Source organism: Tardiphaga sp., from assembly GCF_041424195.1.
Lineage (GTDB): Bacteria > Pseudomonadota > Alphaproteobacteria > Rhizobiales > Xanthobacteraceae > Tardiphaga.
The window spans coordinates 1-23,325 of sequence record NZ_JBGMOE010000002.1 but is presented as its reverse complement, the minus strand read 5'-3'; the positions used below and the strand labels follow the sequence as shown (position 1 = coordinate 23,325).

Sequence of the window (23,325 nt, the reverse complement as noted above, 5' to 3'; positions counted from 1 at the left end):
TCCTGTTGAACCGGCGGAGCGCCAGAATTGGGCTCCAGGGGAGGCGGGAAACCGGCCTCCCCTTTTCGTTTGGTGCGTCGCTTCGGGGCGCACACAGGAGCCCGAGATGTTGCAGGATATTCCGACCCCGACGTTGCGAGAAGCCAGAGGCTGCGTCCTCGAGACCGAACGGCTGGCCTTGCGCAAGCCGACACTCGCGGACGTAAAAGCCATCGCGCTTCTCGCCAATGATCGCCGCATCGCCGAGATGACGCGTCGCCTGCCCTTCCCGTATCAGCAGGATCACGCGATCGATTTCGTCAATTCATTGAGCGGAACGGCCAGCGAAAGTGTGTTCCTGATCGAACTCGATCGTCGCCCCATCGGCATGGTCGGGATTGACTGGCGCGAAGCCGAATCGCCGGAACTCGGCTACTGGCTCGGTGTCGATCACTGGGGCCAGGGTTTTGCCACCGAAGCTGCTCGCGCCGCGATCGATTACGCCTTCGACGAATTCGACATCGAGCACCTGATCTCGGGTGCGCGCGTTGCCAATCCGTCGTCGCGCAACATCTTGGAGAAGTGCGGCTTCCAGTGGAGTGGCGTTCAACTGCACCGCTTCGAAGCCATCGGCTCATCGACGCCGGTGGATTGCTTCAAGCTGACGCGCGGTGTGTGGAGCTCGCTTAAGAACTGGGGAACGTCGACGCGGAGGTAGTGTCACCTCCCCTCTCCCGCCTTCGCTACGCCATAGCCGATGCTTTGCATCGGCGTCTGCTTGTCAAAACGGCGACCAGAGGCCGCCTACGTACCCTCTCCCACGGAGCGCAGCTTCGCTGCGCTGGGGGAGAGGGGAAGAAAGCATCACACTGCCGGTGGCACCTCGTCGGCGATCTTTCCGAGCTGCTGCTCGCGCAGGAAGATATAGAGCCCTGCCGCAATGATGACCGCCGCGCCGATCAGCGTCGCCCATGATGGCAATTCGCCGAACACGAGATAGCCGAAGATCACCGCCCAGATGATCATCGAATACTGATACGGCACCACGGTGCTGGCCGGCGCCAGCTTCAGCGAGCGGTTGACGCAGAGCAGCGCGCAGACCGAGACGATCCCCGCCAGAAAAAACAGGCCGAGATCGCGCAGATCGGGCGTCACCCAGCCGAACGTCGTGAGTACCGCGCCGAAGGTGAAAGTGCCGATGAACTGGGTCGTCGCCAGCACCACATCCGGCGCAGAGCGCAGCGAGCGGGTGATCAGCATCAGCGCGGCAAAGGACAGGCTACCGCCAAGCGCAATCAGCGCCGGCCATGTCACTGTCTGTGCCGAGGGCTGCAGCGCGATCAGCACGCCGCAAAAGCCGACAAAGATCGCGCTCCAGCGCCGCCAGCCGACGGATTCGCGAAGAAAGATCGCGGAGCCTGCGGTGACGAAGATCGGACAGGCGAGATAGTAGGTGATGACATCTGCGAGCGGCAGATAGGCCGCCGCCCAGAAGAATGCGGCGACTTCCAGCGTCGACAGCACCACGCGAATAAGCTGCAGGCCCGGCCGGTCGAGTCGCAGGAAATCGGCACGATGCCGCCAGATCGACGGCGCCAGCAGCGCCAGCGCTGCGCAGGCGCGCAGCAGCATCAACTGACCGACCGAATAGGTCCCGACGAGGAATTTGCCGATCGCATCGCCACAGGAGAACATACAGATGCCCGCGAGCATCAGGCCGATACCAGCCAGCCGGGCGGCACGATTGTCGGCTGCGGTCGAAATGGTCGCAAACATGCCTATATGAGCCTTTAGGTAAGCTTCTGGGCGCGGGGTTGGTTAACAGCATTATGCGTCTTTAGGACGCCCTCACATACGCAGCAAGGCCGGAAAATAAGGGCTTTTCGCGAAATGCCCGCCATGAAGTGGTTGCCGCGACCACCCCCCTGCGATACGGATACACCATGAAATTCCTCGATGAAGCCAAGGTTTACATTCGCTCCGGCGACGGCGGAAACGGCTGCGTGGCCTTTCGCCGCGAGAAGTATATCGAATTCGGCGGTCCCTCCGGCGGCAATGGCGGCCGCGGCGGCGACGTGATCATCGAAGTCGTCGATGGCCTCAACACGCTGATCGACTATCGCTACCAGCAGCACTTCAAGGCGCCGCGCGGCACCAATGGCATGGGCAAGGACCGCCATGGCGCCAATGGCAAGCCGATCACGCTCAAAGTTCCGGTCGGCACGCAGATCATCGATGAGGATCGCGAGACGCTGATCCACGACTTCACCAAGCTCGGCGAGACCTATGTGCTGGCCGAAGGCGGCAATGGCGGCTTCGGCAATGCGCATTTCAAGTCATCGACCAATCGCGCACCGCGCAATGCCAATCCCGGCCAGCCCGGCGAAGAGCGCTGGATCTGGCTGCGGCTGAAACTGATCGCGGACGCCGGCCTCGTCGGCCTGCCCAATGCCGGCAAATCCACATTCCTCTCCAAGGTCAGCGCTGCGCGGCCGAAGATTGCCGACTATCCGTTCACGACGCTGCATCCGCAACTCGGCGTCGTCGATGTCGATGCGCGCGAATTCGTGCTGGCCGACATTCCCGGTCTGATCGAGGGCGCGCATGAAGGCGCCGGCCTCGGCGATCGCTTCCTCGGCCATGTCGAGCGCTGTCGCGTGCTGCTGCATCTCATCGATGCGACCTGCGAACATGCCGGCAAGGCCTATAAGACCGTCCGCGGCGAACTCGATGCCTATGAAGGCGACCTCGCCAACAAGGTCGAGATCGTCGCGCTCAACAAGATCGATGCGGTCGAGCCGGACGAGTTGAAGAAGCAGAAGGACCGGCTGAAGCGCGCTGCCAAGCAGACGCCGCTGCTGATCTCGGGCGCAACGGGCGAAGGCGTGCCGGAAGCTTTGCGTGCACTGGTCGCCGTGATCGGCGAAGCGCCGGTGTCGGACAAGGCCAAGAGCGCAGCGCAGTCCGCGCCATGGGCGCCAGCGACGAGCTAAGTATATGTCCTACGCATTCGCCAGCGAAGCGCGCGGACTTAACCTCTCCCCGCTCTGCGCGGGGAGAGGTCGCCGCGCCTTTGCGGCGGGTGAGGGGCATGACCCAGTCCTTCCCTCATCTCCGGTGTTTGCTGATCGAAAGAGCCCCTCACCCTAACCCTCTCCCCGCAAGAGCGGGGCGAGGGAATCTCTAGCGTTGCTGCAACACCTTCACTCATCCATCTACGAAGCCCACATCATGTCGCGCCCCGAGCTGAAGAACTTCCGCCGTATCGTTGTCAAGGTCGGCTCGTCGCTGCTGATCGATTCCGCGGCCGGTGAAGTCAGGGCCAAATGGCTCGCCGCACTGGCCGCCGATATCGCCAAGCTGCATGCAGATGGCCGTGACGTTCTGGTGGTGTCTTCGGGCTCGATCGCGCTCGGCCGTAGCCGCCTTAAACTGCCCCGCGGCCCGCTGAAGCTCGAGGAGAGCCAGGCCGCAGCCGCAGTCGGACAGATCGCGCTCGCGCGCATCTGGTCGGAAGTGCTGGGCCATCACGGCATCGGCGCCGGACAGATTCTCGTGACGTTGCAGGACACCGAAGAGCGCCGCCGCTATCTCAATGCGCGATCGACCATCGGCAAGCTGCTGGAATGGCGCGCGGTGCCCGTGATCAACGAGAACGACACGGTTGCGACCAACGAGATCCGCTACGGCGACAATGATCGCCTCGCGGCACGCGTTGCCACCATGGCATCTGCCGACCTGCTGGTGCTGCTGTCGGATATCGACGGGCTCTACACCGCGCCACCCGGCGCCAATCCCGATGCGAAGCTGATTCCCATCGTCGACAGCGTCACCGCCGAGATCGAAGGCATGGCCGGGGCTGCCGAAAGCGAGCTCTCGCGCGGCGGCATGTACACCAAGATCGAGGCTGCGAAGATCGCCACCACCGCGGGCACGCATATGATCATCGCTTCCGGCAAGGTGGAGCATCCGCTGCAAAGGATCGCCGACGGTGGCCTCTGCACCTGGTTCCTCACGCCTGCCAATCCCGTCACGGCGCGGAAGCGCTGGATCGCCGGATCGCTGGAACCGAAGGGCACGCTGACCATTGATGCGGGCGCGGTCACCGCGCTGCGCGCCGGCAAGAGCCTGTTGCCCGCCGGCGTCATCAAGGTGGAAGGCGATTTCGCGCGCGGCGATGCCGTTATCGTACGCGGACCGGATACACACGAGATCGGACGCGGCCTTGTGGCCTATGACGCGGACAATGCCGAAAAGATCAAGGGCCGTTCATCGCCTGATGTAATGATCATCCTCGGTATCACCGGCCGCGCGGAAATGATTCATCGCGACGACCTCGTGATTTCGGGATCACGAAGTTAAGCAACGATACTTCGCCTGAATGGCGTAACGCGCAATCGGTGAAGTGCCGAACGCTCGCCATCATTGCGCCATTCCCGCGTACTTCGTTGCTCGCCATAGAGTTAGATAGCCAATTTTAGGGAGGCCCCATTTCATGACCCGGCTTTTGATCATTCCGTTTCTGCTGATCGCTTCCTCGGCCTATGCGCAGGGCAACAATACCCCAGCCAATCAATCGGCCTGCTCACGCGACGTGTCGCGCTTCTGCCGCGCCAAGATGAATGATGGCGACATGGTCGTGCTCGCCTGCCTCAAGGAACACCGCTCGAAGCTCAGCAAGGCCTGCGCGAAAGTTCTCGCCGAGAACAATCAATAGCGCCCGTAGCGTTCTCGACCGAAGCGAGCGGCGGTTCGCGTCAAGAAAACGCGTCACAAAAAAAGATCTAACCGCTGCTGCCGGCGGGCGTCGCGACGGGAAGCACCTCGGTCGCAGCGCGATCGGGCGTCTCGTCTTTCCAACGCACCGATCCGAACGGCCGCTCCAGCATCCGACGGACACGGATTGGATCGGGACCGAGATGAAAATCGCTGGCGCGCTGATAGAGCGCCCGCTCGGACAGCGTCGCGCGATTGCGCTGCCGCAGGAAATCCAGCCAGGTCGGGCAGTGATAGCGCTCGGTCCATAATTCAGGATCGGCGATATCGCGTGCGATCGACCACCCATAGGCGCCGTTGCGCTGCCGCGACAGCTGCACGTCCTGCATCACACCATGGAACGCCCGCGCACTCTCCTGATCCACGCGATATTCGATCTCCACAACCAGCGGGCCGCTGCGCGCTGTAAGCTGCAACTGCACTTCGGGATCGGCCAGCGTCTCGGCATCCTCGTCGCGTGCGCCGGTAGGCGGCATCCGCAGAAATAGGCCGAATACCGGCGAGAGAAACATCGCCCCGCCGGACACCAGCAATGCCGCTTCGACGCCGACCATGTCCGTGAGATGCCCCCAGCCCCAACTGCCAATCGCGATGCCGCCGGCAATCGCGGCCTGGAAGGCGGCGAGCGAACGTCCGGCAACCCAGCGCGGCGCCGAGAGCTGTACGCCAATATTGAACAGGGCGACCGCCAGCATCCAGACCGAGCCGGCCACCACGAGCGCCGCCGCGGTGATCACCGGTTCGCTGCTCACGGCAACGACGGCAATCGCCACGCCCATGATCAGCGCGCAGGCGCGGATCGAGCTTTCGCCGCTCAGATGCTTGCGCACATGGCCGATATTCATCGCACCGATCACCGCGCCCATGCCGAAGGCGCCGAGCATGATGCCATAGGTCTGCGCACCACCATGCAGCAGGTCGCGCGCCACCAGCGGCATCAGCGCCGACACCGAGCCGCCGCAAATACCGGTGATCAGGGTGCGCATCAGCACGATGCGGATCGACGGCGAATTGGCAATGTAACGCACGCCGGACACGATGGCCCGGCTCATCCGCTCGCGCGGCAGCCTGGAAACATCGACCTTGCGACGCCACAGGAACAGCACCACCAGCAACGGAATGTACAGCACCGCATTGGCCGCGAAGGCTGCGACGGCACCGGCGGTGGCGACCACGATGCCGCCGATCGCCGGGCCGAAACTGCGCGCGATATTGTAGCTGATGCCGTTCAGCGCTACGGCGGATGGCAGTACCTCCGGCGGCACCTGCTCGCCCACCGAGGATTGCCAGGCCGGCCCGAACAGCGCCATGCCGCTGCCGATGATGAAGCAGAAGGCCAGCAGGATGTTCGGCGTGATGTGGCCGGTCCAGTCCAGCATGGTCAGCATGGTGGCGCCGCCCAGCGACAGCACCAGCGACACCAGCGACACGATGCGACGGTCATACATGTCGGCCACGGCGCCTGCGGGCATCGAGATCAGCATGATCGGCAGCATCAAGGCGGTCTGCACCAACGCCACCTTGTCGGCCGACGCGGTCATCTGGGTCATCGCCCAGGCGGCGCCCACGCTCTGGATCAATAGGCCCAGATTGGACAGCAGGCTGGCGAGCCAGATCCGCCGGAACACCGCAAACCGCAGCGGGGCGGCAATGCCGTCGGAGGGAAGAACCACTGGTTTCGCTGCTTCGGCCATCATCGTCCCGTCGTCTGCTGCAGTTAGCGACTGCAGGGCCATGCGGGACCTGATTCCCCGCGGGCATATGGAGTTGATGCCTGCGAAACGCGTTGTCTGTCCAGTGCCTGCTCCGCTATCACAGGGCCAAGGCGCCGGAAGTGCGCAGATAGGGGAGACCAGCCATGGCACTGTCGCGACGAACCATCCTCACAGGCGCAGCGATGCTGCCACTGGCCGCCCATGCGCTTCGTTTTGGGGCTCTCGCGCAAACCGGCCCCGGCGTATCCGCTGGTTCCGATACCCCGCCAATCCTGTTCGTGCATGGCAATGGCGACCATGCCGCGCTCTGGATGACGCAGCTCTGGCGCATGGAATCCAACGGCATCCCGCGCAACCGGCTAATGGCGCTCAATTTCACCGATCCGCTGGCGCGTTCCGACGATGCTGTGGCGCAGCAGGGCCGCTCCTCCACCGAAGATCAGCGCCGCGAACTCGGCGAAGCCATCGCGGAGCTGAAGAAGCGCACCGGCGCTGCGAAAGTGGCGCTGGTGGCCAATTCGCGCGGTGGCTATGCGGTGCGCAATTATATCAGGAACGGCGGCAGCGCCGATGTCAGCCACGCCGTGCTGTGCGGCACCCCCAATCACGGCGTGTTCGACTGGGCCGACAGTCCCGGCAGCGAATTCAACGGCCGCGGGCCGTTCCTCAAGAGCCTCAATCCCAGTGAGGGCCCTGAGGTGACCGAGGGTACTGCTTTTCTGACGCTGCGCAGCGATGGCATCGACAAATACGCACAGCCCGATGGCCGCCTGCTCGGCAAGCCGGGTGTGGCTACCGGCGTCACCACCGATGGTCCGGCGCTGCGCGGTGCCACCAATCTCGTGCTCGGCGCGATCGATCATCGCGAGACGGGCTTTCACCCCCGCGCCTTCCGCGAGATCTACAAATTCATCGCCGGCCGCGAACCGGGGAGGATCGATATTGCACGTGAAGCTGACGTGAAGATCAGCGGCCTCGTCACCGGTACTCCCGGCGGCGTGCCGACCAACCGGCCCGTCGCTGATGCGCTGGTCGAGGTGTATCGCGTGGCGCCGGATAGCGGCGAGCGGATCGGGGCGGCGCTCCATTCGACCCGCACCTCCGCGGATGGCCGCTGGGGCCCGGTTCAGGTCGACCCGACCTGGCCTGTCGAGATCGCGCTGACATCGACCGGCGCACCGATCACGCATTCCTATCGCTCACCATTCCCGCGCTCGTCCGACGTCGTGCATCTGCGCGCCGGCCGTGCGCCGGGGCCCGCAGATGCCAATGCCGGCGCCGTGGTCTCGATGTCGCGCGTGCGCGGCTATTTCGGGCTGCCGCGCGATGTCGTGCTGCTCGACGGCAAGGAGCCGACCGACGTGAAAGCCGGCGTACCCACGGATTCGCTCTCGACGATCAGCCTTCCGGCCACGGAGATCGGCCGTCCGGTGGCGGCGCTGTTCAATCAGGAGCGGATCGTGGCGCGCGCCTGGCCGGCATCGGAAAACCGCATCACGGTCGCGGAATTTACCGAGTAGCCGGCGGGCCTCGCCTTCATGGCGCCCGGATTTGCGACTGCTATAATGGAGCCATACTCAGCACCCCGCTGCAGGTTGCGAGGTCCATCGTGAGCATTGCCGAAGTCTACGACTTTGCTGCTTCCCGACGGCCCCTGGTGCCGCCGAGTCCGCCGCGCGCGCCCGAAAACATGAGCGCGCTGGGGCGCATGTCCGCGATGCGCCGCAGCGCCATCGAGACCTGGGGCCAGCGTGCCTATGAAGATGACATCGTCAAGGGCCGCTTCTTCGGCCATGCGAGCTTCATACTCAACGACCCCGACGCAATCCGCCATGTGCTGGTGGACAATTATGAGAACTATACCCGCACGCCCGCTGCGTTCCGCGTGCTGCGGCCGATGCTCGGCGAGGGTCTGCTTCTCGCCGAAGGCCGCGCCTGGAAACACCAGCGCCGCACACTGGCGCCGGCCTTCACGCCGCGCGCGGTGAACACCTTAGTGCCGCACATGATCTCGGCCATCGACGACACGCTCGCCGAGTTACAGCGCGCCGAAGGCAAGCCGGTCAATCTGCGCGAGATCATGCAGCGGATGACGCTGGAGATCGCCGGCCGCACCATGTTCTCATTCGGCATGGCCGACCATGGCGCGAAGCTGCGCGACTTCGTGATGGAATACGGCATGAAGCTGGCGCGGCCGCATTTCCTCGATCTGCTGCTGCCGCTGGGCTGGCCGACACCACAGGATATTTCGCGCGCTTTCTTCCGCAGACGCTGGACGACATTCGTCGGCGAGCTGATGACCGCACGTCGTGCCGCCGGCAAGAACGACGACGCGTCGCCGCGCGATCTGTTCGATCTGATGGTGGCCGCACGAGATCCGGAAACCGGCGCATCCTTCACCGACGTGCAGCTCGGCGATCAGGTGGCGACGATGATCCTCGCCGGCCATGAGACCACGGCAACGGCACTGTTCTGGGCGCTCTATCTGCTGACGCTCGATCCCGCGACCCAGGAGCAGGTCGCGGCAGAGGCTCGTGCCGCCGGCGCGAGCGGTACATTCGACATGGAACATCTGAAATTCACCCGCGCAGTGATCGACGAGACCATGCGGCTTTATCCGCCGGCCTTCCTGATCGCGCGCGCCGCGGCGGGCCCTGATAGGGTGGCTGGCCAGTCTGTCGCTCGCAAGGACGTGATTCTGATCGCGCCATGGCTGCTGCATCGGCATGAGAAACTGTGGCGCGAGCCGAATGCCTTCATGCCGTCCCGCTTCATGGCCGGCGCGCCGGCGCCGGACCGCTTCGCCTATCTGCCTTTCGGCGTCGGCGCCCGCGTCTGCATCGGCGCGCATTTCGCGCTTGTCGAGGCCACATTGGCGTTGGCGAAAATCATCGGTGCATTCCGCATCGCATTGCCGGATAAAGCGCCCGTCATGCCTATCGGCGTAGTGACAACGCAACCGGATCGCTCGCCACTGTTCCGGATTGAGCGGCGCTGACGTTATTTCGGCACGCCCCCTTCTCACGTCTTCCCGCCCCTACGCACGCGTGGCACGCCAGGCGGAACGACAAGTTGAAGCGCTGCGGCAAAGCCCTGTCTTGGACGCAGCGCCTGTTTGGCCTAAACTGATGCCATGAGTGATGTACAGGCACAATTCGCGACACTGAAACAGGCGACCGACCCCGCCGTAGCCGATGCCATTGCACAACTGATCCGCGACGGCGCCGATCACGAACTCAACCGCATTAACGTGCTGGATTTTGCTGCGCGCTACGGCCTGAACGAAGAGCGCGTCATTTCCGGCTTCCTGCACGCCTCCCGCCTCGGCCTGTTCGACTTGACCTGGAATGTACTGTGCCCGGGCTGCAGCGGCGTCCTCGACGCCCACAGTACGCTGAAATCGCTGCGCCATGACGATTACCATTGCGGACTTTGCGCCTGCGGCTATGAAGCATCGGTCGACGAACAGGTCGAGGTGGCGTTCACGGTCGCGCCGCGGGTCCGGCACATCGCTGCACACGACCCCAATACGCTGCCGCTCTGGGAATATTTCAAGCAGGTATTCTGGAGCTCCGGCGTCGATCTCAACCAGGAATCCTTCGCGTCACTCACCGACGAAGTGACGCTGGACGCGATGGAATTGCCGGCGCATGAAAAGGCGGTGATGTCGCTGCACCTGCCGTCGGAGTTCGTCATCGTGTTCGAGCCGGTAACCCATGCGGCTCAGTTCATCGATGTGCAGGGCGAGCCGACCAAGGAACGACAGCATCTGTCGCTGATCTACAACCGGCAGCATACACCGACCGGCACCATCACCCTGCGACCCGGACCGCTGCGGTTGTCCCTCGAAAACCAGACCGAGGTGCGCGTGCTACCATCGGTATTTGTCGCGGCGGAGGGCCTCCATCACCTGATCGGCAAGCGCAAGCCGTTCCTCACGGCCAAGCGGATACTCACCAACCAGACCTTTCGCGATGTCTACAAGGCCGATAACCTCAATATCGATCAGCGACTGAAGATTACCTCGCTGACTTTCCTGTTCACCGACCTCAAGGGCTCGACCGCCTTGTACGAGCGCGTCGGCGATCTCGCAGCCTTCGACCTGGTGCGCGCGCATTTCCACGCCCTGTTGGAGATCATTGCGTCGGAAGCCGGTGCCGTGGTGAAGACCATCGGGGATGCCGTCATGGCGACCTTTACGCGGCCTGAACAGGCGCTGGCCGCGGGTCTGCGCATGCGCGCGGCGATGGAGCGATTGAACGAGGAGCGCGGCACCAAGGACCTCGTGGTCAAAATCGGCATCCATGAGGGACCCTGCCTTGCTGTGATGCTGAACGAGCGGCAGGATTACTTTGGCCAGACCGTCAATATCGCTGCCAGGGTGCAGGGCCTGTCAACCTCGCAAGCGATCCACGTCACCGGCCCGGTGATATCGACGCAGGCCGTGGAAGCCATCCTGCGGAAGGCTGAAATCACGCCGATCCAGAAGCATGCCGCCTTGCGCGGTATCGCCGACAAGATCGTGGTCTATGAAATCCCGTGATACGTGATCCCCTAAACCGCCGGTCGCCTCAATTGTTACTTAACTGTCATCAGCGCTTCGGGAACCCGCCCGCATTGCGCGCGTTCCATTTTCGCGCCACAAAGCACGGGCGTTTTCGCCGCATGGCGGACCTCTCGATCATCTGGTTCAAAGAATAATGCTGGAAAAATTGCGCCAATTCATTGCCGACGTGGTGTCACCCGATGCGCACGAAAATCAGGCATTCGACGATACCGGTTTCCGCCTCGCCGCCACGGCGCTGATGCTTCACGTCATCTCACTGGACGGTGAGCCATCAGCTATCGAGAAAGCCAAGTTACACAGCCTGATCGAGTCGCGTTTCGAGCTCGATCCCGGCACGGCAGACAGGCTCATCGCGGCTGCCACGCTTGTCGAAGGCGAGGCCGTCGACCTCTATCACTTCACCAGCGTCATCATGCGCGTGGTCGATGAGCCCGGCCGCGTTCGCCTCGTCGAGATGATGTGGGAGCTGGTCTATGCCGACGGCCGCGTCAGTGAGTTCGAGGAAAATGTGGTCTGGCGCGCAGCCGATCTGCTCGCTGTTTCATCACGCGACCGGATGGAGCTCAAGCGACGTGTGGCGAGCGGCAGGGCGACGACGGATGCCGCGGTCTGAGCAGGATCGGCTAGATCCGAAAATGACAGCGGCACGACGCACAACCAAAGTTTAATGCGCAGTCCCCGATAATTCATGCGACTGCTACGCGCCCGAGAACCGGTGGCCCTGCGGTACCCCGGTGGTCATTCCGACTTGCACATCACGGATATCCCTATTACGCCTGTAGATGCATGCAGATCGTCTTCACGTATTTCAAGAGTACCTTATTGTGACTGAGCGCGTGACGTTGATAACCGGAGCCTCGGCCGGAATTGGCGCCGAGTTCGCGCGCATCTTCGCTGCGAACAAGCATCGCGTTGCGCTGGTTGCACGCCGCACCGAGCGTCTGAACGCGCTGGCCGCTGAAATCATAGCTGCGGGCGGTGCTGCGCCCATCATCATTTCCTGCGATCTCGAACAGCGCGACGCCTGCGACCAGATCGCAGCTGCACTCGCTGCTGCCGATGTCGAAGTTGAGTATGTGGTCAACAATGCCGGCTTCGGCATGTTCGGCCGCGCCATCGAGATGGACCGCGACAGGCAACTCGGCATCGTCGAGGTCAATGTTCGCGCATTGACGGATCTGTCGCTGCGCTTTTCCGACAGCCTCATCCGCAACAAGGGCGGCATTCTCAACCTCAGCTCGATCGCGGGTTTTCTGCCGGGCCCCGGAATGGCCGTGTACTACGCCAGCAAGGCCTATGTGCTGTCCTTTACCGAAGCGCTGCGTCAGGAACTCGGTTCAAAGGGCGTGCGCGTCACCGCATTGTGCCCCGGGCCTGTGCCCTCGGAATTCCAGGCCCGCGCCGGATTCACCCCGGGTCTCGACTCCGCCATCCTCAATGTCTCGGCCGCCGATGTCGCCCTGCTGGGCTATCAGGGCCTGATGGCCAACAAGCGCACGGTTTTTCCCGGCCTCGGCATCAAGATCGTCCCGCTGCTGCTGCGGTTCTTCCCGCGCGGCTTCATCGCCGGTGCCGTGGCAAGGTTGCAGCTGCGCCGGGTGTGAAGCCGGTCCGCCTACGCCCTGTGGGCTTCGGCGGGACATCCTTCGTTTGCTTCGCTTTCTATGGTCGGGAGGGTGGCTTGCCGAGCCGGAGCTTGCGAAGCAAGCGAAGGATGGTGGAGCCAGGCGGGATCGAACCGCCGACCTCGTCATTGCGAACGACGCGCTCTCCCAGCTGAGCTATGGCCCCGATACGTACCGGCCGCGGGCGGCCGATCAGCAATCGGCGCCATTTACAATCCCTGTTAACGGCAAGTCAAGAACGTCGCAAAAGCGCGGTTTTGCGGCACTTTTCGCCCGGAACTTCCCTTGTTAGAGGGGGGCTGAACCGATATTTAGCTGACAGTCGAATCCGCGACCTAACCCGCGAGCCATCCCCGCCATGCGCGCCGTTCTCGATATCGTGCTGATCGTTCTCGATCTCTATGTCTGGCTGCTGATCGCCTCGGCGATCCTGTCCTGGCTGATCGCCTTCAACGTCGTCAACACCCGCAACCAGTTTGTCTCCGCGATCGCCGAATTCCTGTTCCGGATCACCGAGCCGGTGCTGGCGCCGATCCGCAAGATGCTGCCGAGCCTCGGCGGTCTCGATATCTCGCCAATCATCCTGATCCTGATCATCATGTTCCTGCAGCGTGTGATCACCTATTACATCTATCCCAGCGTCTTCTGATCGGCCGCCGGATTCGTGGCGGATCCCTGGCGCTACGGGACTGACGGTGTCAGCATCGCCGTTCGCGTGACGCCGCGCGGCGGCCGCGATGACATCGACGGGATCGAGACCATGGCCAATGGCCGCTCGGTGGTGAAGGTGCGGGTGCGCGCCATCGCCGAGGGCGGCGAAGCCAACCGTGCCGTGACCGAGCTGCTCGCCAAGCGGCTCGGCGTACCGAAACGCGATGTGCGCGTGCTGTCCGGCACCACATCGCGCGTGAAACAGATCGCGGTCGACGGCGACCCGACGAAACTGGGCGCGATGCTGCGCAGTATCACTGCAGCAACGCCCAACGACACTGACGACAGGACCGACACATGACCGCCAGCATCATCGATGGAAAGATCATCGCCGCCGAATTGCGCGGCCGCGTCGCCGCCGAAGTTGCGCGCGTCAAGAGCGAACATGGCGTGACACCGGGCCTCGCCGTGGTGCTGGTCGGCAGCGATCCCGCCAGCGAGGTCTATGTGCGCAGCAAGCACAAGCAGACCCAGGAAGCCGGCATGGCCTCCTTCGAGCACAAGCTTCCGGCTGACGTCGCGCAGGCCGATCTGATCGCGCTGGTGCAGAAGCTGAACGCCGATCCCGCCGTGCACGGCATCCTCGTGCAACTGCCGCTGCCAAAGGGCCTCGATACCGACGCCGTCGTCAACGCCATCGATCCCGCCAAGGATGTCGATGGCCTGCACCCGACCAATGCCGGCCGTCTCGCCAGCGGCATGCCCGCACTGTCGCCCTGCACGCCACTCGGCTGCATCATCCTGACCAAGAGCGTGCACACGTCACTGGAAGGCATGAATGCCATCGTGATCGGCCGCTCCAATCTGGTCGGCCGGCCGCTGGTGCAATTGCTGCTCAATGAAAACGCCACCGTGACCATCGCCCATTCGAAGTCACGCGATCTCGCCAAACTCTGCGCGCAGGCGGATCTGGTCTATGCCGCCGTGGGCCGGCCTGAAATGGTCCGCGGCGACTGGATCAAGCCCGGCGCCACCGTGATCGATGTCGGCATCAATCGCCTGCCCGGCGCAGAGGGCAAGACGCGCCTCGTCGGCGACGTCGCCTATCAGGAAGCGTTGAAGACCGCCGGCGCGATCACCCCGGTGCCTGGCGGCGTGGGTCAGATGACCGTCGCCTGCCTGCTGGTGAACACGCTGCGCGCGGCCTGTGCGATCCACAAGCTGGCCGCGCCGGCGGTTTAATTCGCCGTGTTCTCGATCAGCCGTCGATAGAACCGGATCATGTCGGCGTAGTTCGTCACGCTCAGTCGCTCATTGGTGCCGTGAAAGCGCTTGAGGTCTTCCGACGTCGCCCGCACCGGCGAGAAGCGGAAGATGTTGTCGGCCACATCCGTGTAATGCCGGGAGTCCGTCGCCGCCACCATCAGGCCCGGCGCCACCAGCGCATCCGGGAAGATCTCGCGGATGGTCTGGTTGAGCGCGCGATAGGACGGACCCGCCGTGCCGGTCACCGGGGGCGGATCGGTATTGCCGGGAAATGGCGCAATCGAAATCCTGTCATTGCTGACGGCACTGCGCACATGTTCGGTGACGCTGGCCTGGGTATCGCCGGGCAACAGCCGGAAATTCACCGTGGCCTCGGCATTGCCCGGCAGCACATTGTCCTGCTCGCCGGCCTTGAAGATCGTCAGCGCCGTGGTCGTGCGCACCGTTGCCTCGGTTGGACCGCTCTTCTCGAATTCGCGCAGCAACAGTGGCTTGAACAGCCAGAGATTGGACAGCACTACGCGGTTGAAGCCACTCATTTCCGGCGCGATGGTGTCGAACATCTCGCCGACGGTGCCACGGATCTGCATCGGCAGGCGCTTGTTCTCGAGTTGCGTCAGCGCCGCGCTCATCATGCCGATCGCCGTCTCGCGCGGCGGCATCGACGAGTGACCGGGCGTGCCATGCGCGGTCAACACCAGCGTCGCATAGCCTTTCTCGGCGACGCCGATCAGCGCCATCGGCCTGTCCAGCCCCTTGAGGATGCCCTCGGTAATCAGCAGGCCTTCATCGAGCACGAAGTCGAGCTTGACGCCGCGCGATTTCAGCAACGCCGCGATCGCTCTTGCACCGCGCGTGCCGGAGACTTCCTCGTCGTGACCGAAGGCGAAATAGATGGTGCGCTTCGGCGTGAAGCCGGTCTTTGCCATGGCTTCGGCGGCTTCGAGGACCGAATAGAGATTGCCCTTGTCGTCCCATGAACCGCGGCCCCAGATAAAGCCCTCGGCGACGACGCCCTTGAATGGCGGCTGCTGCCAGTCCTTCTCGGTGCCCGGCGCGACGGGCACGACATCCTGATGCGCCAGCAGCGCGATCGGCTTCAAAGCGGGATCGCTGCCTTCCCACGTGTAGAGAAGGCTGTAGTTGCCGACGAGCTCGCGCTTTGCCGCGGCGTGGAAGGCCGGAAAGCTCGCCACCAGATGCGCCTGCATCGCACGCAGCGGCTCGGCCGCCTGATCGGGATTGAGAAAATTGGAGATGGTCGGGAAGCGGATCGCTTCCGCAAGTCGCTCGGCCACCGCCTGTTCGTCAACGGCCGCTTTCGGTACCGCATTCACCTGGAGCTGCCGCGACCCGTGGCTGAAGGTGTTGACGAGCACGATGCCCGCGAGCAGCAAAACGGCCGCGATGACAATCAGCGCGGCCGTTCGGAATAGTCTGATCCATCGGCGCATCGGAAGTCCCCTCCTGCTACGCCAATTTCTGTTACTTGGTCTTGGCGGCCGCTTCTTTTGCCGATTTGGCGCGCTCGACGCCTTCCATGATCAGGCGCTCAGCATCGGCGGCATCGCCCCAGCGCACCACCTTGACCCACTTGCCGGGCTCGAGATCCTTGTAGTGCTCGAAGAAGTGCTGGATCTGCTGCAGCGTGATCTCCGGCAGATCGCTGTAGTTCTTCACCTTGTCGTAGCGCTGGGTGAGCTTCGAGGTGGGAACAGCGATGATCTTCTCGTCGAGACCGCCTTCGTCTTCCATCAGCAGCACGCCGACCGGGCGCACGCTCATCACAGCGCCCGGCACGATGGCGCGGGTATTGGCGATCAGCACATCGCAGGGATCGCCGTCGCCGGACAGCGTGTGCGGGATGAAGCCGTAGTTCCCGGGATAGCGCATCGGCGTGTAGAGGAAGCGATCGACGAACAGCGCGCCGGATTCCTTGTCCATCTCGTATTTGATGGGCTCGCCGCCCACCTGGACCTCGATGACGACGTTTACTTCATGCGGCGCCTTGGCGCCGAGCGGGATTGCGTCAAGACGCATCGAACACTCCAGATTTCATAGGACAGGTTGCGACAGGCGTAGCCGAGCGGGAGCCCGGATTCAACGCCTGCGGGACCAGAAAATCATGAACCGGCTTAACGGCTTAATTCGTCCAGGCGAATGCCACTTTATCGAGCGACTTTGCGCCGAAACGCTCCGAGGAGCGGGCGACCATACGGCCGCCCAGAGCACGGTAGAACTCCGTCGCGCCCTCGTTGTCGGACAGCGCCCAGATCACCATGCTCTTCAGCCCGCTCTGCACGAGGTCGCGCTTGGCGGAGGCGAACAGACGGCGGCCAAAGCCGAGGCCCTGGAATTCCGGACGCAGGTAAAGTTCGTAGATCTCGCCCTCGAACTGCAGGCTGCGGGCGCGGTTGCGACCGTAATTGGCATAGCCGGCAACCTTGTCGCCGAAGCACAATACGCTGACGCGGCTGCCCTTGCGGATCGCCGACTCCCACCAGCCGGGACCGCGGCGATTGATCAGCTTTTCCAGTTCGGGGCCCGGGATGAGGCCCTGATAGGCCGCGCGCCAGGCTTCGTCATGGGTGGACGCCACCGCGGCCGCATCTGCAGCTTTGGCCGGCCGAACCTCGATCAGGGTTGTGCTCATGAGGGGATCAAAGCAAGTCGGCGGGCGCTCTTCAAGGTCCATCGTTAATTATCGGTTAACGTGTGGATTTTCAGCATCAGTTGGCAAAAGAATTGTATCGAAAAAGGACAGGACTGCATCTTCTGCGCGCCAGGCGCCGCGTTTTCCACTGCTGGCACTTGCTGCCCCTGTTCATGCCGCAACTGCACACGCGCTCTGATGTACGGAACTGCAGCCATCTGATTCGTGGCGTGTAGAATGCCGCAGCCGTTACGGCCCGACGAAAGCCACCGAGCGCTTATGAAACACCTCCACGCGCTGTGCCTACTGGCTGCACTGATCGGCAGCGCCTGCACGGCTGCAGCGCAGACATATGGCGCGCGAGGTCCTGAAGAAGCGCCGCATCGCCGGCAGCTCTGGACGGTGCCGTCGCCCGATCCTGGCACCAGGTCCCATGCCGTACTGTTTCGCCCGCCGGGCGACGGTCCGTTTCCGCTCGCTGTTATCGCGCATGCCTCCACGCAGAACGCGCTGCGCCGCGCGCAGATGCCGCAACCGGAATATCGCGCACTCGCCTCCTGGTTCGTCAGCCGCGGCTACGCCGTGCTGGTCCCTGAGCGCCCCGGTCATGGCGTCACCGACGGCCGCTATCTGGAAGACCAGGGGGGCTGCGATGATGCCGACTATCTCGGTGCCGGCCGCGCCACGGCTGACAGCATCGCGGCAGCGATGGCCGAGATCCGCAAGCAACCCTTCATTCGCAGTAACGGCACGATCGTCGTCGGCCATTCCGCGGGCGGCTGGGGCGCACTGGCCCTGGCCGGCGCCAGTCCGCCGGGCGTAACGGCGATCGTCGTCTTCGCGCCCGGACGCGGCGGCCATGCCAATGACAGGCCGAATGACGTCTGCGCGCCGCAGCGCCTGATCGCCGCAGCGGCAATCTTCGGACAGACGGCGCACGTGCCCGTGATCTGGCTCGCCGCGCGCAATGACAGCTATTTTTCGCCAGCCTTCTCGCGCCGGCTTGCCGATGCATTTCGCAAGGGCGGTGCCAAGGTCGATATCCGCGAACTGCCGGACTTCCGGAGCGAAGGGCACTGGCTTGCGGAGAGCGACGGCGGTGACGACATCTATGGCGCCGCGGTCGACAAGGCGTTGAAGACGATCGCAGCCACGCCGACGAAGAAAAAAATGAGCGCGCCGGAACGACGGCCCGATGCGACTTGGGCCAACTGACGCACTCACTCGTTTCGATGAATATTGCTTCGCAGCAGCTACACTTCTTATCCCTAAGCATGTACTAGGAAGATCACAATACCGGTTTGTCTCCTGGCGCATTTGACGACAGGCCGGTTCGCGAGTCCGCAATGACTATCTATTTCATCTTTAAATTCCTGCACATCCTCGGCGCCATCGTCATCCTCGGCACCGGGACGGGAATCGCGTTCTTCATGCTGATGGCGCATCGCTCCGGCGACGCTGCCTTCATTGCCGCCACTGCGAGCATCGTGGTCATCGCGGATCTATTATTCACCACGAGCGCTGTGATCCTGCAACCCTTCACCGGCGGCTTCCTGATGCAGATGTCGTCGACGGCTACCAACGAGCCATGGATCGTTGTCTCGCTGATTCTCTATGCCGTTGCCGGCCTCTTCTGGCTGCCCGTGGTGTTCATGCAGATCGAGATGCGCAATCTCGCACGTCAGGCTGTGGCCGACAAGGCACAGTTGCCGCCGCGCTACCATGTGCTCTTCCGTCGCTGGTTCTGGTTTGGCTTTCCGGGCTTCGGTGCGGTGGTCGCTATTCTCTGGTTGATGATCGCCAGGCCCTCTTTTTGAAGGACAAATCATGTCGCCGCGCTACCAGAAAATTCTCGTGCTCGGCGGATCCGGCCTGATCGGGCGCTATGTCGCAGAGGATTTGCGGCTGCGCGGTTTCACCGTGACGACCGTCGCACGGCACTACGCCGCATCGCAAAAGACTAGCGCAGATGATCTCGAAATGCCGATCATGGCCACAACGGCGGACGATCTGACGCGCCTGATGGTCGAGCGCAAGAGCGAGATGGTCGTCAATTGTCTCGGCGTTCTTCAGGATGGCGCGGGCACGGATACGACTGCGGTGCATCGCGACTTCACTGCAAAACTGCTGGCGGCCATCAAGGCCACGACGCAGCCGGTTCAGCTCGTCCATATCTCGATCCCGGGCGCAGCCGGCAGCGACGACACGGCCTTCAGCAAGACCAAGCGCGACGCCGAGCGGCTGATCGCGGACGCGGGCCTCGGCAGCACGATCCTGCGACCGGGCTTTGTGATCGCGCCGGCTGCCTATGGCGGCAGCGCGCTTGTTCGTGCACTCGCGGCGACACCCTTTGCTGATCTCCCTTCCGATCTGGCCTGCCGACAGTTTCAGCCCGTGGCGGTGGATGACGTCGCATCAACAATTGCGTGGCTGTGCGAGCACGGTAACGACACGCATCATGTCTGGGACCTGATGCAGTCGGAACCCGTAACTCTCGGCATGGTCGTCGATCACTATCGCATATTCTTCGGCACCCACCGCGGCATGCGTATCAGATTGCCAGGTTTCCTGCTCGATCTCGCCGCGAAGCTCGGCGATGCCGTCGCGCTGCTCCGCTGGACGCCGCCAGTGCGCAGCACGGCGATCGCCGAACTACGCCGCGGCGTCACTGGCGATCCCGTGCCATGGATCGCCGCAACTGGCATCGCGCCGCAGACATTGGCGCAGATGGTCAATCGACGCTCCGCGACGATCCAGGACAAATGGTTCGCCCGGCTGTTCCTGCTCAAGCCGATGATCTTTGTCAGCCTCGTACTGTTCTGGATTGTCTCCGGCTTGATCGCACTGTTCGTTTCCTACGACGCAGCGGCCGGCATCCTCTCCGCCCATCACTTTCCGCCTGCATTAGTTGGACCGATCACCGTGGGCACTAGCCTGATGGACATGGCCACCGGTGTCCTGATCGCGTTCCGCCGAACGAGTGCGGCCGGATTGATCTGGGGTATTCTCGCATCGCTCGGCTATATGTTCGGCGCGGCATTGCTGACACCCGATCTCTGGATCGAACCACTCGGCGCCCTGGTCAAGACCGGCCCGGCGATCATTCTGATGCTGGTGGCATTGGCGATGCTCGACAACAGGTGAGATCATGACCACGCCACTGGCAGCACCCTGGCCCGATGACGACGTCATTCTCTATGACGGCGTCTGTATCTTCTGCTCGCGCTGGATCCAGTTCGTCGCCAAACGCGACACCGATTGCCGCTTTCGCTTCACCCCGATCCAGTCCGACTATGGCAGCCGCCTCGCTCGCCATTTCGGCATCGATCCCGCCGATCCCGACACCAATGCGGTGATCCATGGCGGCGTGGCTTACTTGCAATCCGACGCTGCATTGACCGTATTGTCGAATCTACCCGGCTGGCAATGGGTACGCGTGCTGTTCGCCGTGCCGAAGGCACTGCGCAATCCCGTCTACAATCTGATTGCGACGAATCGCTATCGCATTTTTGGAAAGACGGAGGCGTGTATCGTGCCGGATGCGGGGATGCGGGCACGGGTGATGGAGTAACGCACTCCGCTAGGATTTCGCGCGCTTACTCGCAGCTATGACTTCCCTCGCCGCCCTCTCCCCGCTCTCCCGCGCGCCGTGCGCCGTCGAGAAGAAGTTCGGCGATGTCGCTTCGCCGGCGAAGAACAGTTTGCCATTCACCGGCGCGGCGAGCACGGCGCGGGCTTCGGCATGACCGGGCTTCGCCGCAGAATAGGCCCCCTGTGCAAAGCGGTCGTGGCCCCAGCGGGATTCCGCGAGGGGCGTGAGCTTGCTGCGGATGTCCGAGCCGAGCAGCGCCACGATCTCGTCGATGCTTTGCGCAGCGAGCGCCCCGTCGCCGGCGTCTTCGAGCTCGCGCGCGAAACTGCCGCCGAAGAAACCGGCGATGCAGGGACGGCCGGACGGGCGCAGATGAAAGCTGCCGACGCCGGTGCGCAGGGCGGCGCCGCGCAAGCCGATATCGGACGGCCACTTCTCCGCATCGGCAAGCGCCAGCATCACCTTGTTGTCGGCGCCGAGCGGCAGGCCGGCGGCAGCATCGACCTTGCCGGGCAATGGCGGCGCGAAGCGGATATGCGCGTTGGCGATGAGATTGGTCGGTACGCAGACGATCACTTTCGCCGCACTCAGCGTGCCACGTGAGGTCTCGATGCGGATGCGCGCACCTGAGTGATCGATCAGCGTCACTTCGGTATTCAGCGCCACCGGACACGGCGCGCCATAGGCCGCGATCAGCGCACCATAGCCATCGGGCAGGCGCCAGTTGACCTCGGTGTCCTCATAGGCGTCCATGTCGTGCAGCGACACATCCTTGAGCTCGAAACCGTTGATATAGGTGGAGACCGCGTCGATCATCGGATTCCACGGATTGCCCGGCTCGAGGCATGTCGCGGCGGGCGCATCGATCTCGTTTTCCGCGGCTTCTTCGGCTCGCTCATAAAAGGCGTCTATCGCGGCGAAGAACTCATCGCGCTTCGTCTTTGAGAAGGCGACGTCATAGGCCTGATCACGCCACGGCGGGCGCGACTTGTCGACGGCAAAGCCAAGGTCCTTCGCGATGCCGACGAAATCGTTCCTGTCGGCCGAGTGCAGCCATTCGCAGCCGAGATCGAAGGGAATACCGGGCGCCGCCATGATGGTATGGCCACGGCCGCCGATCCGGTCGCGCGCTTCCAGCACGATCACCGAGAGCCCGGAACCTTCCAGCGCACGTGCCGCACCGAGGCCGGCGGCACCGGCACCGATGATGGCGACGTCAACTTCGGAGGGGAGATTCGTGCTCATCACGTCATGTCACACCGGATTGTCGTGACACCGGGATAAAGGCTTGCTTGAATTATTCAAGCCACCGCTGCCCTCGGAGAAGATGCATGACAGCCCCGCACGATTTCGAGCTCTACGGCTTCTGGCGGACATCCGCGACCTACCGGGTGCGCGTGGCGCTCAACTTGAAGGGTTTGGAAGCGCATGAGCGCGTGATCGACCTCGACAAGGGCGAACAGCGCGGCGACGCGTTCCTCAAGATCAATCCGCTCGGCGCGATCCCGGCCCTGATCGAGCCCGGCCACCTGCCGCTCACGCAGTCGCTGGCCATCCTGGAATTCCTCGACGAGATCCACCCGACCCCGCCGCTGCTGCCAAGCGATCCGCACGGCCGCGCCCGGGTGCGCTCGATCGCCGCGATGCTGGCCGCCGACACCCATCCGCTCGTTACGCCGCGGGTGCGCAAATATCTCGCCATCACCGCCGGCTTCGACGATGCCGCAATCCGCGCCTGGCTGGTGCACTGGTTCACGACAGGCCTCGCCGCCGTGGAAGAACGCCTGGCCACCGAGCCCGCAACCGGCCGCTTCTGTCACGGCGACCAGGTGACGATCGCCGACATCTGCCTGCTCAGCGTCACCGCGACCATGAAGGTGTTGAAGATCGAAATTGCAGGCATTCCGACCATCAATCGCATCGTCGCCACCTGCGAGGCGATGGAGGCGTTTGCGAAGGCGGATCCTATGAAGCAGGTGGGAGCGCCGGCAAATTGACGCCGCCCTCATCCTGAGGAGCCGCGCAGCGGCGTCTCGAAGGATGGCCACAAGCGTCGGCGCGACACCAACTCATGGTTCGAGACGGCGCTACGCGCCTCCTCACCATGAGGGGCGGAGTGAAGGCATCGCACCATACAAAAAAATGCCCGGCTTTCGCCGGGCATTTCGTAACCAGTCAAAGAAGGCTCTCGCTTACGCGATCACTTCCTTGGTCTTTTCGGCGCGCTTGCGGTCGTTGGCATCGAGATGCTTCTTGCGCAGGCGGATCGACTTGGGGGTGATTTCGACCAGCTCATCGCTCTCGATATAGGCCAGCGCCTTTTCGAGGGTCATGCGGATCGGCGGCGTGAGACGAACGGCTTCATCCTTCGACGTGGTGCGGATGTTGGAGAGCTGCTTACCCTTGAGAACGTTGAGTTCGAGATCGTTCTCGCGGGTGTGCTCGCCGATGATCATGCCCTTGTAGACCTTCCAGCCCGGCTCGATCATCATCGGGCCGCG

The 23,325-nt window shown here is 63.3% G+C and carries 23 protein-coding genes, 1 tRNA gene and 1 pseudogene; 17 read left to right on the top strand and 8 right to left on the bottom strand.

Going from position 1 to position 23,325, the window contains the following annotated elements; genetic code table 11:
* The first annotated feature begins 106 nt into the window (after positions 1 to 106).
* Positions 107 to 697, top strand: coding sequence for a GNAT family N-acetyltransferase (locus tag ACEK02_RS00170; RefSeq protein WP_371419800.1), 591 nt, complete (start codon positions 107 to 109; stop codon positions 695 to 697).
* 146 nt (positions 698 to 843) lie between these two features.
* On the opposite strand, the gene ACEK02_RS00165 is transcribed toward ACEK02_RS00170, so the two are convergent.
* Positions 844 to 1,761: a DMT family transporter gene (locus tag ACEK02_RS00165; RefSeq protein ID WP_371419802.1), complete on the bottom strand. Its 918-nt coding sequence runs from the start codon at positions 1,759 to 1,761 to the stop codon at positions 844 to 846.
* A gap of 161 nt (positions 1,762 to 1,922) precedes the next feature.
* On the opposite strand from ACEK02_RS00165, the gene obgE reads away from it, so the two are divergent.
* The 3 genes from obgE (at position 1,923) to ACEK02_RS00150 (ending at position 4,696) form a co-directional block, all read left to right on the top strand.
* Complete coding sequence (obgE, locus tag ACEK02_RS00160; protein ID WP_371419799.1) at positions 1,923 to 2,972, top strand: GTPase ObgE; 1,050 nt, start codon at positions 1,923 to 1,925, stop codon at positions 2,970 to 2,972.
* A gap of 238 nt (positions 2,973 to 3,210) precedes the next feature.
* Positions 3,211 to 4,341: a glutamate 5-kinase gene (gene proB / locus ACEK02_RS00155; protein WP_371419798.1), complete on the top strand. Its 1,131-nt coding sequence runs from the start codon at positions 3,211 to 3,213 to the stop codon at positions 4,339 to 4,341.
* Positions 4,342 to 4,474: 133 nt separating this feature from the next.
* On the top strand, positions 4,475 to 4,696 hold the full coding sequence (locus ACEK02_RS00150; protein ID WP_371419797.1) for a cysteine rich repeat-containing protein: 222 nt from the start codon (positions 4,475 to 4,477) through the stop codon (positions 4,694 to 4,696).
* A gap of 67 nt (positions 4,697 to 4,763) precedes the next feature.
* Here ACEK02_RS00150 and ACEK02_RS00145 read toward each other — a convergent pair whose 3' ends face one another.
* Positions 4,764 to 6,449, bottom strand: coding sequence for an MFS transporter (locus ACEK02_RS00145; RefSeq protein WP_371419801.1), 1,686 nt, complete (start codon positions 6,447 to 6,449; stop codon positions 4,764 to 4,766).
* A gap of 164 nt (positions 6,450 to 6,613) precedes the next feature.
* Between ACEK02_RS00145 and ACEK02_RS00140 the strand changes: the two genes are divergently transcribed.
* From ACEK02_RS00140 to ACEK02_RS00120, 5 genes are all read left to right on the top strand, one after another.
* Entirely contained in the window at positions 6,614 to 7,990 is a 1,377-nt protein-coding gene (locus ACEK02_RS00140; protein ID WP_371419796.1) for a hydrolase, read from the top strand.
* Between the two features lie 89 nt (positions 7,991 to 8,079).
* Positions 8,080 to 9,468: a cytochrome P450 gene (locus ACEK02_RS00135; protein ID WP_371419795.1), complete on the top strand. Its 1,389-nt coding sequence runs from the start codon at positions 8,080 to 8,082 to the stop codon at positions 9,466 to 9,468.
* A gap of 135 nt (positions 9,469 to 9,603) precedes the next feature.
* Entirely contained in the window at positions 9,604 to 11,013 is a 1,410-nt protein-coding gene (locus ACEK02_RS00130; RefSeq protein WP_371419794.1) for an adenylate/guanylate cyclase domain-containing protein, read from the top strand.
* Positions 11,014 to 11,170: 157 nt separating this feature from the next.
* The gene (locus tag ACEK02_RS00125; protein WP_371419793.1) at positions 11,171 to 11,650 is read left to right on the top strand and encodes a TerB family tellurite resistance protein; all 480 of its coding nucleotides are present in this window, start codon (positions 11,171 to 11,173) and stop codon (positions 11,648 to 11,650) included.
* Positions 11,651 to 11,861: 211 nt separating this feature from the next.
* Positions 11,862 to 12,641, top strand: coding sequence for an SDR family NAD(P)-dependent oxidoreductase (locus ACEK02_RS00120; RefSeq protein WP_371419792.1), 780 nt, complete (start codon positions 11,862 to 11,864; stop codon positions 12,639 to 12,641).
* Positions 12,642 to 12,752: 111 nt separating this feature from the next.
* On the opposite strand, the gene ACEK02_RS00115 is transcribed toward ACEK02_RS00120, so the two are convergent.
* Positions 12,753 to 12,828 (bottom strand) — tRNA-Ala (locus tag ACEK02_RS00115).
* A 192-nt stretch (positions 12,829 to 13,020) separates the two neighbouring features.
* Here ACEK02_RS00115 and ACEK02_RS00110 point away from each other — a divergent pair.
* From ACEK02_RS00110 to folD, 3 genes are read left to right on the top strand one after another with little or no spacing between them, the layout of a single operon-like run.
* Positions 13,021 to 13,311: a YggT family protein gene (locus ACEK02_RS00110; protein ID WP_149529426.1), complete on the top strand. Its 291-nt coding sequence runs from the start codon at positions 13,021 to 13,023 to the stop codon at positions 13,309 to 13,311.
* A gap of 15 nt (positions 13,312 to 13,326) precedes the next feature.
* Positions 13,327 to 13,674 (top strand): DUF167 domain-containing protein, encoded by a 348-nt coding sequence (locus ACEK02_RS00105; protein WP_371419791.1) that lies wholly within the window; start codon positions 13,327 to 13,329, stop codon positions 13,672 to 13,674.
* Positions 13,671 to 14,555: a bifunctional methylenetetrahydrofolate dehydrogenase/methenyltetrahydrofolate cyclohydrolase FolD gene (folD, locus tag ACEK02_RS00100; RefSeq protein ID WP_371419790.1), complete on the top strand. Its 885-nt coding sequence runs from the start codon at positions 13,671 to 13,673 to the stop codon at positions 14,553 to 14,555. The genes ACEK02_RS00105 and folD overlap by 4 nt, the downstream gene beginning before the upstream one ends.
* Here folD and ACEK02_RS00095 read toward each other — a convergent pair.
* The 3 genes from ACEK02_RS00095 to ACEK02_RS00085 form a co-directional block, all read right to left on the bottom strand.
* Positions 14,552 to 16,033, bottom strand: a complete 1,482-nt coding sequence (locus tag ACEK02_RS00095; RefSeq protein WP_371419789.1) for a M20 family peptidase — start codon at positions 16,031 to 16,033, stop codon at positions 14,552 to 14,554. The two genes, folD and ACEK02_RS00095, sit on opposite strands and share 4 nt — an antisense overlap.
* 31 nt (positions 16,034 to 16,064) lie before the next feature.
* Entirely contained in the window at positions 16,065 to 16,619 is a 555-nt protein-coding gene (ppa, locus tag ACEK02_RS00090) for an inorganic diphosphatase (protein ID WP_371419788.1), read from the bottom strand.
* Positions 16,620 to 16,722: 103 nt separating this feature from the next.
* Positions 16,723 to 17,232: an N-acetyltransferase family protein gene (locus ACEK02_RS00085; RefSeq protein ID WP_371419787.1), complete on the bottom strand. Its 510-nt coding sequence runs from the start codon at positions 17,230 to 17,232 to the stop codon at positions 16,723 to 16,725.
* A 279-nt stretch (positions 17,233 to 17,511) separates the two neighbouring features.
* Between ACEK02_RS00085 and ACEK02_RS00080 the strand changes: the two genes are divergently transcribed.
* The 4 genes from ACEK02_RS00080 (at position 17,512) to ACEK02_RS00065 (ending at position 20,803) form a co-directional block, all read left to right on the top strand.
* Entirely contained in the window at positions 17,512 to 18,447 is a 936-nt protein-coding gene (locus ACEK02_RS00080) for an alpha/beta hydrolase family protein (protein ID WP_371419786.1), read from the top strand.
* A gap of 131 nt (positions 18,448 to 18,578) precedes the next feature.
* Entirely contained in the window at positions 18,579 to 19,049 is a 471-nt protein-coding gene (locus ACEK02_RS00075; protein ID WP_371419785.1) for a DUF2269 family protein, read from the top strand.
* 10 nt (positions 19,050 to 19,059) lie between these two features.
* Positions 19,060 to 20,376 carry an SDR family oxidoreductase gene (locus ACEK02_RS00070; RefSeq protein ID WP_371419784.1) on the top strand — a complete coding sequence of 439 codons (1,317 nt, stop codon included), beginning with the start codon at positions 19,060 to 19,062 and terminating at the stop codon, positions 20,374 to 20,376.
* Between the two features lie 4 nt (positions 20,377 to 20,380).
* A complete protein-coding gene (locus ACEK02_RS00065) occupies positions 20,381 to 20,803 on the top strand; it encodes a thiol-disulfide oxidoreductase DCC family protein (RefSeq protein WP_371419783.1) in 423 nt (140 codons plus the stop codon).
* Positions 20,804 to 20,812: 9 nt separating this feature from the next.
* Here ACEK02_RS00065 and ACEK02_RS00060 read toward each other — a convergent pair whose 3' ends face one another.
* Positions 20,813 to 22,069: a flavin monoamine oxidase family protein gene (locus ACEK02_RS00060; RefSeq protein WP_371419782.1), complete on the bottom strand. Its 1,257-nt coding sequence runs from the start codon at positions 22,067 to 22,069 to the stop codon at positions 20,813 to 20,815.
* Between the two features lie 86 nt (positions 22,070 to 22,155).
* Between ACEK02_RS00060 and maiA the strand changes: the two genes are divergently transcribed.
* The gene (gene maiA, locus ACEK02_RS00055) at positions 22,156 to 22,821 is read left to right on the top strand and encodes a maleylacetoacetate isomerase (protein ID WP_371419781.1); all 666 of its coding nucleotides are present in this window, start codon (positions 22,156 to 22,158) and stop codon (positions 22,819 to 22,821) included.
* 195 nt (positions 22,822 to 23,016) lie between these two features.
* Here maiA and ACEK02_RS00050 read toward each other — a convergent pair.
* Positions 23,017 to 23,325: pseudogene (locus ACEK02_RS00050) on the bottom strand (translational GTPase TypA); the annotation flags it as partial.